The organism is Clostridium rectalis, from assembly GCF_900626095.1.
Taxonomy (GTDB): Bacteria; Bacillota; Clostridia; order Clostridiales; family Clostridiaceae; genus Clostridium_AS; species Clostridium_AS rectalis.
In genome coordinates this window covers 91,369-107,087 of the sequence record NZ_UYZZ01000007.1, presented here as the reverse complement: position 1 = coordinate 107,087, position 15,719 = coordinate 91,369, and the positions used below count along the sequence as shown (strand labels likewise).

General features: G+C 29.2%; 15 protein-coding genes. 13 read left to right on the top strand and 2 right to left on the bottom strand.

The window, feature by feature from the left end; all coding sequences use genetic code 11:
- Nucleotides 1-71 precede the first annotated feature (71 nt).
- The 13 genes from anmK (at nucleotide 72) to EJL03_RS11745 (ending at nucleotide 14,504) form a co-directional block, all read left to right on the top strand.
- Nucleotides 72-1,217 (top strand): anhydro-N-acetylmuramic acid kinase AnmK, encoded by a 1,146-nt coding sequence (anmK, locus tag EJL03_RS11805; protein WP_125154170.1) that lies wholly within the window; start codon nucleotides 72-74, stop codon nucleotides 1,215-1,217.
- Nucleotides 1,218-1,291: 74 nt separating this feature from the next.
- Nucleotides 1,292-2,686 carry an ABC transporter substrate-binding protein gene (locus tag EJL03_RS11800; protein WP_125154169.1) on the top strand — a complete coding sequence of 465 codons (1,395 nt, stop codon included), beginning with the start codon at nucleotides 1,292-1,294 and terminating at the stop codon, nucleotides 2,684-2,686.
- A 133-nt stretch (nucleotides 2,687-2,819) separates the two neighbouring features.
- Entirely contained in the window at nucleotides 2,820-4,202 is a 1,383-nt protein-coding gene (locus tag EJL03_RS11795; RefSeq protein ID WP_206427369.1) for an ABC transporter substrate-binding protein, read from the top strand.
- A gap of 61 nt (nucleotides 4,203-4,263) precedes the next feature.
- The gene (locus tag EJL03_RS11790) at nucleotides 4,264-5,178 is read left to right on the top strand and encodes a carbohydrate ABC transporter permease (protein WP_125154168.1); all 915 of its coding nucleotides are present in this window, start codon (nucleotides 4,264-4,266) and stop codon (nucleotides 5,176-5,178) included.
- A 13-nt stretch (nucleotides 5,179-5,191) separates the two neighbouring features.
- Nucleotides 5,192-6,076 carry a carbohydrate ABC transporter permease gene (locus tag EJL03_RS11785; protein ID WP_125154167.1) on the top strand — a complete coding sequence of 295 codons (885 nt, stop codon included), beginning with the start codon at nucleotides 5,192-5,194 and terminating at the stop codon, nucleotides 6,074-6,076.
- Between the two features lie 12 nt (nucleotides 6,077-6,088).
- Entirely contained in the window at nucleotides 6,089-7,189 is a 1,101-nt protein-coding gene (locus EJL03_RS11780) for an ABC transporter ATP-binding protein (protein ID WP_125154166.1), read from the top strand.
- Between the two features lie 83 nt (nucleotides 7,190-7,272).
- A complete protein-coding gene (locus tag EJL03_RS11775) occupies nucleotides 7,273-7,926 on the top strand; it encodes a hypothetical protein (RefSeq protein ID WP_125154165.1) in 654 nt (217 codons plus the stop codon).
- Nucleotides 7,927-7,930: 4 nt separating this feature from the next.
- The gene (locus tag EJL03_RS11770; protein ID WP_164509070.1) at nucleotides 7,931-8,935 is read left to right on the top strand and encodes a GNAT family N-acetyltransferase; all 1,005 of its coding nucleotides are present in this window, start codon (nucleotides 7,931-7,933) and stop codon (nucleotides 8,933-8,935) included.
- A gap of 2 nt (nucleotides 8,936-8,937) precedes the next feature.
- On the top strand, nucleotides 8,938-9,645 hold the full coding sequence (locus EJL03_RS11765) for a PIG-L deacetylase family protein (protein WP_125154163.1): 708 nt from the start codon (nucleotides 8,938-8,940) through the stop codon (nucleotides 9,643-9,645).
- A 27-nt stretch (nucleotides 9,646-9,672) separates the two neighbouring features.
- A complete protein-coding gene (locus EJL03_RS11760) occupies nucleotides 9,673-10,713 on the top strand; it encodes a serine hydrolase domain-containing protein (protein ID WP_206427368.1) in 1,041 nt (346 codons plus the stop codon).
- 14 nt (nucleotides 10,714-10,727) lie between these two features.
- Complete coding sequence (locus EJL03_RS11755) at nucleotides 10,728-11,873, top strand: exo-beta-N-acetylmuramidase NamZ family protein (protein ID WP_125154161.1); 1,146 nt, start codon at nucleotides 10,728-10,730, stop codon at nucleotides 11,871-11,873.
- A gap of 18 nt (nucleotides 11,874-11,891) precedes the next feature.
- Nucleotides 11,892-13,475 (top strand): beta-N-acetylhexosaminidase, encoded by a 1,584-nt coding sequence (gene nagZ, locus EJL03_RS11750; RefSeq protein ID WP_125154160.1) that lies wholly within the window; start codon nucleotides 11,892-11,894, stop codon nucleotides 13,473-13,475.
- Between the two features lie 54 nt (nucleotides 13,476-13,529).
- Nucleotides 13,530-14,504, top strand: a complete 975-nt coding sequence (locus EJL03_RS11745) for a GNAT family N-acetyltransferase (RefSeq protein WP_125154159.1) — start codon at nucleotides 13,530-13,532, stop codon at nucleotides 14,502-14,504.
- Nucleotides 14,505-14,542: 38 nt separating this feature from the next.
- Here EJL03_RS11745 and EJL03_RS11740 read toward each other — a convergent pair whose 3' ends face one another.
- Together EJL03_RS11740 and EJL03_RS11735 are read right to left on the bottom strand one after the other, a co-directional pair.
- Nucleotides 14,543-14,974 carry a DMT family transporter gene (locus tag EJL03_RS11740; RefSeq protein WP_125154158.1) on the bottom strand — a complete coding sequence of 144 codons (432 nt, stop codon included), beginning with the start codon at nucleotides 14,972-14,974 and terminating at the stop codon, nucleotides 14,543-14,545.
- A gap of 89 nt (nucleotides 14,975-15,063) precedes the next feature.
- Nucleotides 15,064-15,555, bottom strand: coding sequence for a dUTP diphosphatase (locus EJL03_RS11735; protein ID WP_125154157.1), 492 nt, complete (start codon nucleotides 15,553-15,555; stop codon nucleotides 15,064-15,066).
- Nucleotides 15,556-15,719 lie beyond the last annotated feature (164 nt).

Here is a 15,719-nt window from a genome sequence, read left to right as displayed (position 1 = left end):
TAATAAGGTTGAAAGTTTTTTTTGTGTTTATCATAATTTAATGAAAAAATGTTAATAAGTGAGGGAACTTCATGGAAAAGTACGTAGTGGGGTTAATGTCTGGAACATCTTTGGATGGTATAGATGCAGCATTAGTTAAAATAGAAGGGTGTGGTAATACTACAAAGGTTAGATTAATAAAATATATAAAAAAGAAATTTGAAACTGTTGTAAAAGAAGAAATAAATCAATGCTGTAATAAAGAAAAATCTAGTGTTGAAAAGATATGTAGTTTAAATTTTAAATTAGGATATATATTTGCAGAAGCAGTAAAAGAAGTATGCCATATGGGTAGCATACCTTTAAATAAAATATCTTTTATAGGCAGTCATGGTCAAACTATTTATCATATTCCATATGAGAATAACAATGTTGTTAAGTCTACATTTCAAGTAGGGGAACCTGCCATAATTGCTTATGAGACTGGTATTAAGGTAGTATCAAATTTTAGAGCTATGGATATGGCAGCAGGCGGACAAGGGGCACCACTGGTTCCATACACAGAATATTTAATTTATAGAAGTGATAAAAATAGATTACTACAAAATATAGGGGGAATAGCTAACGTTACAGTAATACCTGCTAATTGTACTATAGATGATGTTTATGCATTTGATACAGGGCCTGGGAATATGATTATAGATGAAGTGGTATTTAGATTAAAAGGAAAATCCTTTGATGAAAATGGGTACTTTGCATCAAAGGGTAATGTTAATTATGATCTATTACAAAAACTTATGAAGATAGATTATATAAGACATAAGCCTCCTAAAACTACAGGGAGAGAACTTTTCGGATGTCAGTTTGTTGATTATTTAATGGGATTTAAAAATTCTATAAGTGATAATGATTTTATATGCACGTTAACTATGTTTACAGCCAAGTCCATTACTTATAATTATGAAAAATTTATATTTCCTAATATAAATATACAGGAAATAATATTAGGAGGTGGAGGAAGTTATAATCGAACATTAATATTTATGATAAAAGATTTATTACCTAAATATAGGGTTTTAATACAGGAGGAGCTTGGATATTCATCTGATGCAAAAGAGGCTATAGCTTTTGCAATTTTAGCAAATGAGACTATAAATAATATCCCTAGCAATGTAAAAAATGCTACTGGAGCTAAAAAAACGGTTATATTGGGAGAGATAACACCTATACCCTATTAAGTTTCTTTATTTTAAAAAATATAAAAGTTTAGGTAATATTTAATATTTAAATGTTAAAAGATGGAGGGTTTATTATGTTAAATGTGAAAAGAATATGTGCTGTTCTTCTTACAAGTGTAATGTCAATATCTTTAATGGCAGGTTGCGGGTCTAAAGCTACTAATGCAGCTAATGGGAAAACAGGGAAAACTGATACTATAAAAGTTTGGACTTTTCCTGTAGAAAAGGAATATAAGAAAACGTTTGCTGACATAAAAAAGGGTTTTGAAGAGAAAAATAAAGATATAACTATTGAAGTGGAAGAACTATCTTGGTCTGAAGGTATGAAAAAGTTTGATACTGCTATAAATGCAGGTACACCACCAGATATAATGTTTGTAGCTCCATCTGCAAAGTATGTTCAGACAGGTTTGGCTGTACCTATTGAAGATTACGTAGACAAGAAAACTTTAAAGGATTATTATCCTAATATATTAGATTATATGAGGGTTGGGGGTAAGCTCTATGGTTTACCTTTGTATATGGAACCTCATACTATAGGTGGCAATAAAAAACTATTAGAAGAGGCAGGAGTTGACTGGAAAAACATCCAACAAAATGGTTGGAATTGGGATGAATTTAAAAGTATAGCTAAAAAAGGTACAAAGAAAAACTTAGAGGGAAAACAACAGTATGGTTTTGTATTCCATGGTGCAGGAGGGCCATCTATGTCTTCGGAATTATTAGAACATATGTTAAAAAATAATGGACTACCATATCCTGTAGATGAAAAAAATAACTATACTTATAAAGATGCTAAATTTTTAGAGACCTTAAATTTTATAAGATCATTAATAGATGAAGGAATTATGCCGAAAGAGTCAAACCAGATAACTCCTCAAAAAAGAATGGAATATTTGTCATCAGAACAAGCTATGATTATAGGAAAGGCAATGGCTTATTATGAAGTAACAATAGCAGATGATAATGCTAAAGTTAGAGCTAATAAAGCTCCTAAATGGCAAAAAGAAGTGGATTTTGTATTATTACCAGAACCACATGCAGAGGGACAAAAACCTGTAACAGCTGGTGGGGTTGATGGGTACTCTATGTTTAAGCAGAAAACCTATAAAGGAGAAGTCTCACAGGAAGATCATTTAAAAAATGTTAGTAATTTTTTAGTATCTTTGACTTCTGGTAAAGCAGGAGCATCAGCTGTAGTATTATGTGTTCCACAAGTAACAAAATCAGGAGAGGCTATGTGGAAGGACAAATATACTATGAAACCTGAAAATAAGATAGTTGTAGATACTTTATTTAAGAATTTTATATCACCGGTGCAATGTGATCCGGCTGCAGCTAAAAAAGCTAGTAAGATAAAGGATGAAGTTATGGTTCCTAAATATTCTGGACTTTTAGGAGGAGATATAACCTCAGATGAGATGTATAATGCTTTATTGGATAAGGAAAAACAAATATTTAGCAAATGAAATGAAATAAATTTACCAAAATAAAAAAATATTGAAAGTTTATTTAAATTAATGTATCATGTTATTTAATGGAATTTTTATATAAAAAGTGGTAATAATATGAGCTTTTTATAATCCTAAGGAGGGGGTATAAGTGAAAAATAATAAAAGAATATTTATTATGGCGCTATCTGTTATTATATCAACTTCTATGTTTTTAGGGTGTGGATCAAATAAAACTACTAGTGAAAATAGAGACATAGTAAAGGTTTGGACATTCCCGGTAGAAAAAAATTATAAGAAAAATTTTGATAATATAAAAAAAGAATTTGAAAATAAAAATCCAAATATAAAAATTGATGTTGAAGAGCTTTCTTGGCAAGAAGGAATGAAAAAATTTGATACTGCAATCAATGCAGGTACACCACCGGATTTAATGTTTGTAGTTCCATCTGCTAAATATGTACAAACAGGGTTAGTTGTTAATATAGAAAAGTATTTAGACAAAAAACAGTTAGAGGATTATTATACTAATACCCTTGAGTATATGAAGGTGGATAATAAATTATATGGTCTACCATTATATATGAAGATTCATACTATAGGTGGTAATAAAAAGTTACTAGAGGAATCAGGGGTTAATTGGAAAAAAATTCAGAAGGAAGGTTGGACTTGGGATGAATTTAAACAAGCAACTAAAAAAGGTACAAAGATAAATTCTGAAGGAAAAAAGCAGTATGGTTTTGTATTCCATGGAGCGGGAGGAAGCTCTATGTCAGCAGAATTATTAGATCACATGCTTGCAAATAATGGTTTAGTTGATGCCGTTAATGATAAAAATGAGTATACTTATTTAAACTCTAAGTTTTTAGAAACTATAAAGTTTATAAAATCATTAATAGATGAAGGAGTTATGCCAAAAGAATCTAATCAAATTACTCCACAAAAGAGAATGGAATATTTATATACAGAACAAGCTATGATTATAGGAAAAGCCATGCCATATTATGAAGTAACTATTGGGGATAATAATCTTAAAGTTAAGAATGGTACTGCGCCAAAAGGACAAAAAGAAGTGGACTTTGTGTTACTTCCAGAACCTCATAATAAGATAGAAAAGCCCGTATCTTCAGGTGGGGTAGATGGTTATACAATGTATAAGCAAAAGAGCTATAAAGGGGATATATCTCAGGAGGATCATTTAAAGAATACTGCAAAGGTTTTACTTGCATTAACGTCTGGAAAAGCAGGTGCATCTGCACAAGTTTTATGTTTACCACAGGTAACAAAGTCAGGAGAAGCTATGTGGAAAGATAAATATACAATGAAAAGTGAAAATAAATTATTAGTAGATGAATTATTTAAAAATGTACCTTTACCAGCACAAATTAGTCCAGAAATAGCTAAGAAAGCTAGTAAAATTAAGGATGAGGTTATAATACCAAAATACTCTGCTCTTCTTGGAGGGGATATAACACCTGAACAGATGTATAATTCTTTAAAAGAAAAAGCTTTAGAGATATTTAAGGAGAAGTAAATATAATGGCTTAAGGATTAATTTCCTTAAGCCATATTAAGAATTAAGGGGTGTTAATTATATGGAGAGTATAACAAAAACAGTAAAGAGACCTGGAAACTTTAAAAGATTCCTATCTGATTATGGTTGGTGCTATGTATTTATAGCATTGCCAGTATTATTATTTGTTTGTTTTACTTTATACCCTTTAATAAGGGCATTTATAATGAGCTTTCAGGAATATAATGTATCACAGTCAATATGGGTTGGATTGAATAATTATAGACAAGTTTTTAAAAGTGAATTATTTAAAAAATCTCTAATAAACACATTAGTATATACATTCGGAACTGTTCCAATTAACGTATTAATTTCTTTATTTATAGCATTACTTATATTTCAATTAAATAAAAAATCGCAAACCTTTTTTAAAGCAGCTTTTTATTTACCAGCTGTAACCTCTGGTGTAACTATGTCGCTTGTATGGTTATGTATGTATGATCCTATGCCAGAAGGCTTAATAAATAGATTTATAAGTTGGTTTGGATATTCTAATATGAACTGGTTAGGTCAAAAAAGCACAGCTCTTTTTTCATTAATGTTTATGACTTATTTAGGAGGGCATGGTGGAGGAATTATTTTATACTTAGCATCTTTGGGAGGAATACCAAAAACAATATATGAGGCAGCAGATATAGACGCTGCGGGAACATGGTCAAAATTTAAAAATATAACTTGGCCTCTACTAAAACCTACTACATTATATATGTTTGTTACGGGAATAATTGGTTCTTTTCAGGTATTTATGAATGCCTATCTTATGACAGGGGGTGGACCAGACCATGCAACAACTACTATAGCTTTATTAATATATGATCATGCTTTTTCATATTTTGAGTTTGGAATGGCAGCTGCAGAGTCTTTTATTTTAGCAATTATAATAGTTACTATTTCTGTATTACAATTCAAATATTTAGGATCTGATGTTGAATATTAGGGGAGGGAGAAGTATGTCAGAAATAAAGTTGCAGGATGGGAAAGTACCTGTAATTATAGAGAAGAAAAATAAGTGTTTTTATATTAAAAGGATTGTAACATACGCTATTTTAATAGTATGGTGTATATTAACAATTTTACCTTTATATTTCATGGTAATTACTTCTTTTACAGACCCAAGTACATCTGCCAGTTTGCAATTTAGTTTAATACCAACTGAATTTACTTTGAATTCTTATAAATATTTTTTTACATTCAATAAAAATGTATTAAGATGGTTATTTAACTCATTGCTTGTTTCAGGAATAATAACACTATCTAATTTATTGTTTGCATCAATGGCAGGATATGCATTTTCTAAACTAAGATTCCCCGGTAAAAATACAATATTTTGGACACTAATGTGTGTAATAATGATTCCAGGGCAAGTAACCTTAATACCTCTTTATATATTAATAAAAAATATATTTAATATGGCAGATTCTTACTTTGCCCTTATAATTCCGTCCCTAGTTTCTATATACAATATATTTTTAATGAAACAATATATGACATCAATACCAACTACACTTATAGATGCAGCAAGAATAGATGCCTGTAGTGAATTTGGGATATATAGAAAAGTTATATTACCTTTAGCTAAACCTGGACTTGCTGTTATGGGAATATTTACTTTTGTTGCCCATTGGAATGATTTTTTCTGGCCATTACTTGTTACGGAATCGAGTACTATGAGGACTATACAAGTTGGGCTAGGTTCTTTTAGATTTGTAGATTCTACTATGTATGGACCAATGATGGCGGGATCAGTAATTGCATCTATACCAATGTTTATATTGTTTTTTTCATTACAAAAGTATTTTCTACAAGGAATAACTATAGGGGCTATTAAAGGTTAAGGGGGAATTTAAATGGCAAAAATAATGTTTGAACATGTTACAAAGGAGTTCAAGGATGAAAAAAGGGGCAAGGTATTGGCGGTAAATGATGCTAATTTTACTATAGAAGATGAAGAATTCATGGTGTTTGTAGGACCGTCTGGATGTGGGAAGACTACTTCTTTAAGAATGATTGCAGGCCTTGAGAAGCAAACTAAAGGTAATATATATATTGGAGATAGGCTTGTAAATGATTTACATCCAAAAGAAAGAAATATAGCAATGGTTTTTCAGGACTATGCATTATACCCACATATGACTATATATGAAAATTTATCTTTTGGATTGAAAAATTTAAAAGTACCTAAAGAAGAAATTAAAATAAAGGTTAAAAGAGCTTCTCAAATACTTGGTATAGAGGAATTATTGGATAGGAGACCAAGAGAACTTTCAGGAGGACAAAGACAAAGAGTTGCTGTTGGAAGGGCAATAGTTAGAAATCCTAAAGTATTTTTATTTGATGAACCTTTGTCAAATTTAGATGCCAAGCTTAGGGTACAAATGAGGATAGAAATTTCTGAGCTTCATAAGAAACTTAGGACTACAATAGTTTACGTAACTCATGATCAAGTTGAGGCTATGACTTTAGGACAAAGAATAGTTGTTATGAATAATGGAGTTATTCAACAAATAGCTTCACCTGATGAACTTTATAATAGTCCTAAAAATATGTTTGTAGCAGGATTTATTGGAGCACCTTCTATGAATTTTATAGAGTGTAGGATTGAAGAAAATAAGCTTGTAGCAGAGGATTTAAATATCCAATTACCAGAAAGATATAAAAATATCATTTCTGAATATAATGAAAAAAATATAATTATAGGTATAAGACCAGAGGATATTCATGATAGCTATTACTGTGAAACTGTAAAAAGTAAAGTTGAGATATGTGGAAATATAAAAGTTGTGGAAAAATTAGGATCAGAAAATCTTTTATATTTTGATAAATGGGGAACCACAATTACTGCAAGAGTTTCTCCACAAAGTAAGTTAGAATATAAAGATAAAGCTACTCTTGTATTTGATGCAGATAAAATTCATATATTCGATAAAGAAACGGAAATGGCTTTATAAATTATAAGTGTGGCTTCAAAAATTAATATCTAAAAAGATATTATATTTTTGAAGCTTAATTTTATATAAATTAGGAGGAGTTTATGAATACTTTAAGTAATGTATTAAAAAAAAGTGGACATGATATTTATGAAAATATATTAGAAATAGTAGTTGTGAGTTTACTAACTTCCATCCCTATATTGCCCTGCTTGTTTATGTTTTTACCGGTAGGTATGTTATATTTACTTCTAGTTGCTATGCCTTGTTTTATGGGGGCTTATTATGCTATGAATATCAAATTAAACAGAAAGCCCTTTAAATATACTACAGTATTTAAAGGGATAAAAAAATTTTACCTAAAAGGATTATTATATGGACTAATATTAGGGATAAATATTTTTATAGTATCATCATCTTGGTGGTATTATTTAAAGATAAAAACAGTAGGTTCATTTACTATAGCTATGTTTCAGACCTACTTTTTTATAATGGTTATTCTATCTCAACTTTATACTATTCCAATACTAATGACAGAGGGAATAAAACTTTCAGTGGCAATGAAAACATCTATAAGGTTATTTTTAGATAATCCTATATATACTGTAGGAACTTTTATCCAGATATTAGCTATTCTAATACTTCTTATATTAACTGTAGTGAGTTTACCCTTATTATATTTTGGGGTATTATCTGTATTACTTATAAATATATATAAAAATGTACTTTCAAAATATAAAGAAGCGGAGGAAATGTAGATACATGGAGAATAAAAAAGTTTTTATTGATAAATTCAAATGTGAGTATACTAAAGATGTGATCAAATTATGGAATGAATGCTGTAATGAAAATTTTATTTATAAACCAATGGATTTACGAACTTTTAGACAAATATTTATTGATAGTCCATATTTTAGTTTAGACAGCACTTTTGTATGTATTTGTGATAAACAGATTATAGGGTTTATAAACGGCGTAAATAGAAAAGAATTTTTATTAGATAAAATAGATGACTTAAAAACAGGATATATAACTATGATTATTGTAAAAGAGAATTTTAGAAGGATGAGTTATGGCAAAGCTCTAGTGAACAATTTAGAAAATTATTTTATAGGACAAGGTAAGAAGTTTATAAGAATAGATTTCTTTAATCCTATAAATATACCATGGTATATACCAAATAGTAGTATACATGATCATCCTAATGCACCAGGAGTAGATGTGAATGGAGATGGATATAAATTCTTTAAGTCTATAGGGTATAGAGAAAGAACAAAGGAAGTATCCATGTATAGAGTGCTAAGGAATTTCAAAATAAATGAAAAGATAAAAATGAAACAGGAAAGATTAAAGAATAAGAATATATTTATTGAAGCTTATAATTCAGATAAACATAGTGGATTAGATGAATTATTTGACAGTTTAGGGAATGAGCTTTGGCGAAGAGAAATTAAGGAACATTTAAAGAAGGAAAATTCTACTCCAATTTTAGTTGCAATAGATGGAAATAGTGTATGTGGATTTGCAGGACCTATTGATATAGAACGTAGCGGCAGAGGGAGGTTTTCTGGAATAGGGGTAAAAAAGGATTATATGGGAAATGGTATAGGAAAAGTTTTGTTCTTTAATTTATGTGAAAATTTTAAGAATGAAGGAGCAAAGTTTATGTCACTTTTTACGTCAATAAATGGCAATGCGAAATATATATATGATTATGCAGGTTTTACAGAGGTTAGGCAATGGGCTTTATTTGAAAAGGAGGTATAGGTATGGATAATAAGAAGATACATGTAATGGCAATAGGAGCTCATGCAGGTGATATGGAACTAACCTGTGGAGCTGTACTAACTAAATATGCTATGAATGGGCATAAAGTTACATTAGTGCATATGACTTCTGGAGAGAAAGGTCACCCTATCCTAAGTGGGGATGTGTATAAAAAACAAAAGGATAAAGAGGCGAATGAGTTTGCTGGAAAGATAGGGGCCCAGGCTATGATACTACCTTATAAGGATGGGGAACTCTTGGATTCAGAAGAGGTTAAATTTTATGTATGTGATTTAATAAGACAATATAAGCCAGATATTTTAATAACTCATTGGAAAAATAGTATACACAAAGATCATGAAGCTACTTACAAAATAGTTAAGGATGCAGTTTTTTATGCATCAATAAAATCATTTCAAAGGGATTTATCTCCACACTGTATAAGGGCATTATATTTTGCAGAGAATTGGGAGGATCCTGAAGATTTTAAACCATATATATATATAGATGTTTCTGAGACTTATAATATATGGATTGAAGCTTTAAAAAGCTATGAATTTATAGGTAATAGTCCTTATTTTAAATATTTAGATTATTATAATGCATTAAGTATAGTTAGAGGTGCAGAATGTAGGAGAGAAAGAGCAGAGACTTTTGCTATAGAACCATTAGGCATAAAACAAATATTTGATTATTTTCCAGTGAAGTAAATCATGATATTAAAAAAATCTTTTAAAATGCTTAATGTAGGAATAGACAATAAAGTATTCCCAGGTGCCGCGGTTCTAATTGGTAGTAAATTTGGCGTGGTAGATAAGTTTGTTTGTGGTTATAGTCAGATATATCCTAAAAGGCAAAAGATGATGATAAATACACTATTTGATTTAGCATCCCTTACTAAAGTTGTAGCAACCACTCCCCTTATTATGAAATTAATAGAAATGGGAGAGATATCATTATATGATAATGTAAGATTTTATTTACCACAATTTCAAAAACATAATGAGTTAAAAATAATAAATCTTTTAACTCACACCACGGGATTTATGCCTTTTATACCATTATATAAAGTATGTAAAACATCTAATGACATTTTACATGTAATAGCTGATTCAAAGCTCCAATGTGATATTGGACAGAAGGTAATTTATAGTGATAGTAATTTTATAATATTAAGATATATAACAGAAAAAGTTTTACAAGATAGGTTTGATAAGAGTTGCTATAGATATATTTTTAAACCTCTTGGTATGAATGACACCAGTTTTAATCCAAAAAATAATAAAAATATTGCTTCTACGGAGTTTGATAATGAGTCTAAAAGTTATTTAAAGGGTATAGTTCATGATGAGAATGCTAGATATTTAAATGGGATATCTGGGCATGCAGGATTATTTTCTAATATACAGGATTTATGCAAATACTGTGATAGCTTACTATATTTTAAGGATAATGATAATAAATACGGAAAATATCTTTTTAGTGAGAATACTATAGAGTGTATGATTAATAATTATACTAAAACATTAGGGGAAAGTAGAGGATTAGGATTTTGTGTAAAAGCCCATGGAGAAAATAGCTCGGGAGGAGAGTTAATAAGTGAGGGAGCATTTGGACATACTGGATTTACCGGTACCTCCATATGGATAGATAGAAGGCTTGGAGTATATATAATACTACTAACTAATAGAGTACACTTTTCAAGGGAAAATAATAAAATCATAAGGTTTAGAAGAGTATTTCATAACTCAGTTATTGCTGAATTAAATAAAATTTAATAGAAGGGAAGTTTATGAATAAAGTTAAGTTGGGCATAGATAATTTAAATAAGTACATTAACGAATTTCAGGGAAAAAGGGTAGGACTTGTAACTAATACTACAGGGATAGATAGTGCCTTTGAAAGTACTATAGATATTTTAAATAAAAACACTAATTTGGTTTCACTATATTCCCCTGAGCATGGAATAAGAGGAGATATACAGGCAGGAGAAGTTATAAAAGACTATATTGATGATAAAACTGGGATAAACGTGTTTAGCCTTTATGGTAAAAATAAAAAGCCAACTTATGAAATGATTAAAGATATAGATATAATAGCTTTTGATATTCAAGACGTGGGAGCGAGATTTTATACTTATTTATATACCATGGCTTATGTAATGAAAAGCTGCAAGGATTATAATAAAACATTTGTCATTTTTGATAGACCTAATCCAATTGGAGGTGTCAAAGTAGAGGGTAATATTTTAGATATTAATTTTAAATCCTTTATAGGATTATATCCAATACCTCAAAGATATGCATTAACTATTGGAGAAATTGCTACGCTTTTTAATAAAGAATTTAAAATTGATTGTAATTTAATTGTGGCAAAAATGCAAGGATGGAAAAGAGAAATGTATTTTGAGGATACAATGCTACCATGGGTAATGCCATCACCTAATATACCAACCATTGATACAGCCTTAGTTTATGTTGGAACATGTATATTTGAGGGGACAAATATATCAGAAGGTAGGGGAACTACAAAGCCCTTTGAACTTATAGGAGCTCCTTTTCTAAATTCATTTGAATTATCAGAAGAGATGAATAGTTTAAATCTTCCTGGGGTAAAATTTACCCCAGCACATTTTATTCCTACTTTTTCAAAATATAAAAATGAATTATGTAAGGGAGTGCAGATACATGTATTAGATAGAATTAAATTTAACTCCTTAGAAACGGGATTAACATTATTTTATTATATAAGACATTTTAGCAAAGAAAATTTTTACTTTATAAAGCCTTTTACTGTAAACAAAAAATCACTAGTTGATTATAATACAGGTTGTGAATATATAAGGGATGGGGTTCTAAGTTTAGAGGAAATTATATCTAAGTGGAGGAAAGAAAGTAAGAAATTTAAGCTTATAAAGGAAAAATATCACCTATATTAATATTGAGGAGTGTATTTAATGGAAATAAATAAGATGTCTTTACGTGAAAAGATAGGTCAAATGCTTATGATAGGATTCGATGGCTATGAATTAAATACTAATATAGTGAGGGCAATAAAAGAATATAATATTGGAAATATAATTTTATTTACAAGAAATTTTAAAAATATAGAACAATTATATGGACTAAATAAGGAGTTACAGAATTTATCCATAAGTGAAAATGGACATCCTCTTTTCATAGCAATAGATCAAGAGGGAGGAATGGTAACTCGGATAACTAAAGGGGCTACATTTTTCCCGGGAAATATGGCATTGTCTGCAGGTGGGGATGAAAAGGATGCCTATTTATGTGGAAAATATTCAGGGGAAGAATTAATGGCACTAGGAATTAACTTTAATTTAGCTCCTGTGTTAGATGTAAATAATAATAGGAATAATCCAGTTATCGGTGTAAGAAGTTATGGTGAGGATCCTTGTAGAGTTGCTAAATTAGGAAGGGCTTATATAAAGGGAATCCAAGAGAGTGGAGTGATTGCTACCGGAAAACATTTTCCAGGACATGGTGATACATCCATTGACTCTCATATAGACTTAAGTAGTGTTAACTATGATTTAGGTAGATTAGAACAGATTGAATTATATCCGTTTAGAAAAGCTATAGAAGGTGGTATAAAGGCTATAACCACTGCTCATATTTTATTCCCTTCATATGAGAAAGCAAGACTTCCAGCTACATTATCCTACCAGGTTATAACTAAATTATTAAGAAATAATTTAGGATTTAAAGGATTAATTTTAACAGATTGTATGGAGATGAAAGCTATAGATGATTTTTTTGGTACTGAAAAAGCTGCATATATGGCATTAAATGCAGGGGCAGATTTAGTTTGCATATCACATACCTTCGAAAAGCAGATAGGTGCTTTTAATATTATTCTAGACAAAGTTTGTAAAGGGGAAATAGGAGAGGAGAGAATTAATGATTCAGTAAAAAGAATATTGGAGTTTAAACAAAAGGTACAAGTAAATAGATTTATGAAGTCCTCTATTCAAGATGCTAAAAAAATTATAGATCAAGATGCTCATAAAAAATTTGCAAGGACATTAAGTGAAAAGAGCATAACTTTATTAAATGGCAAGGATTTTTTACCACTTAATCCACAAGATAATAATCTTGTTGTTGGGCCAAAAGCTGAAGTACTTGTTGGAATTGATGATGAAATAAAAAATATTGATATAGTAGATGCTTTTAAAAAACAATATCCTAATTATGATACAAACATAATGGACTTAAAACCAAATGATAACTTTATAAAAAATATAACTAACAAAAGTAAAGTGAAGGATAAAATAATAGTATGTACTTATAATGCATGTTTTAATAAGGAACAAGTAGAGTTAATAAAAAGCATATATGAGGTTAACAAAAATATTTTGGCTATTGTTATGAGGAATCCTTATGATATAGATGAATTTAAATTTGTTAAAGGTGCTATACTTGTTTATGAATATACCCCTAATTCTATAAAAAGTTTGATAAAAATTGTTACAGGAGAAATAAAATGTAAAGGAAAATGCCCAGTTACTATAGAATATTAAGTTAAATGAAATTTTTTATGTAAAGTGGGTGATATGATGAGCCTATGTTATAGAATGATAGAGTCACAAGAACTATTTAAGATAGTTAGGTTATGGAATAATAACATAGGAAATATTTTTCCATTGGATAATGGCTTATTTCATCAAAATATAACTAAAGATAGAAATCTATTAAGAAAAGATATTATAGGAGCATTTGTAGAGAATAAATTGCTGGGTTTTATAATATTCAAGCAACAGATATATAAGAATGGTATTATAGAGCCGGATAAGACTCAAGGTAATATAAACTCTATAGTAGTTGACTTTAAATATAGGAACCAAGGTATTGGAAGTAAACTTTTGTATATAGCAGAAAATATACTTTTAGCAAGAGGTGTAAAACGTATAGAATTAGGAAGAGATTCATCTCATTTTTTCCCTGGAATGCCCATGGAGTTTATAGAGTGCAAAAATTTTTTTAATAATAATGGTTATAAAGATAGTAATATATCATCTGATCTTATAAATGATATAAGTAAAGTTGATTTTACGGAGTTAAAGAGATTAAAAAAAATAAAATTAAATTCAGATGAGGAGTTTAAAATAGAATATTATAATAGTAATGAACGGAATAAGCTAGAAATTTTTTTTGAGAAAAATTTTCCAGGTAGATGGTTAGGGGATATAGTTAATGATTTGAATAAGGGTATAGATGGGAATGAAATTATAATACTTAAGGATTTAAATAAAAATACTATAATAGGTTTTAGTAGGATATATCATAAGGAAAGTATTATAATAGGTCCCCCTATATATTGGAGAAAGCTTTTAGGAAAAAATTATGGAGGCTTAGGTCCTATAGGTATAGATAAAGAATATAGAAAAAAAAGACTAGGAATAACTTTATTATGGAAATCTTTAGAGATATTAAAGGATAAAGGCACTAAGGCAATGTGTATAGACTGGACAGATTTGTACGATTTTTATGGAATGTTTAATTTTATACCATGGAAGGCATATACTCATATGAATAAAAATTTTATATAATAAATAATAAGACATGTAAGGGCTTATTACATGTCTTATTAGCTTTTCCATTTAAAAATTACTATACCTATTATCATAATTATTACACCACATATTTTTGTAGCACCAAAGCTTATTTGTTCGGAACCAAATAAACCAAAAGCATCGATTAAAGCTGCTGCAGTAAGTTGTGCAATAAGTATAGTTGCAATAGAGTATGTAGGACCTAGTGATGATATTCCTTTCATTACTGTAAAAGTTATTATAACGCCTAAAGCTCCACCTAAAAGATACAATTTATTTGTATGTTTTAGATTTTTAAAACTACCATCACCTAAAAATAAAACTATTATAAAAGTTAATAAAAAAGCTGTACCTTGAACTATTACATTGGTTTCCCAGATTCCTATTTTCTCTCCTACACGAGTATTAAATACACCTTGAACACTCATACATATTCCTGCTAAAATTGAAAAAATAATTCCAAGCATATATAATCACCTTCCCGGAATTAGTATTTCCATAGTAAAAATATTTATGAAAAAAATAAAAAAAGATAGAGAATTCCCTATCTTTTTATTTAATATCCACTTACTTGTCTTTCATGATTTATCATATTTTTTTTATAATATCCTCTTTCAATATCTTCCTCAGAAAATCCAAGGGATATTCCTAAAGACAAAAAATCTTCAAATAAGGTTTCATAATGATCTTTTGACGAACATATTATAAAGTCATTTAAATCTATATATAAATTTAAAAATTGATCAGTAGTATTAGATTTAATAATATCATTTGATATATTGGGATTAAAATCAGTGTACTTTTCATCAATACCTATTGTTAGTATAAAATGAAGACAATCGACATACTCCTCTAAAATAACTTCTTTAGATGAGGGTCCTTTATTACTCCAAAATTTAAAACAACGAGTTTCATTGGCAAGTTCAGCAATCTCAACTTGGAGTGCTAATAGTTTTTCAGACAATAAGGGTTCGTTATGTAAACCATGTTGTTCTATAATATGTTGGTCTAATTTCTCCTGCATTGCAAAAAGATTTTGAAGATTCATATGAAAAGCCGCCTTTCCGTATACTTTTTTATAAAAACAAATAATTTGACATAGTTCTTTATAATACTATATATATATTTTATCTAAATTTAAAAAATATTGAAAGATTTTGGAATCGGTTACATGAAAAAAAGTTAACATGTACTAGAAAAACCTATAAATAA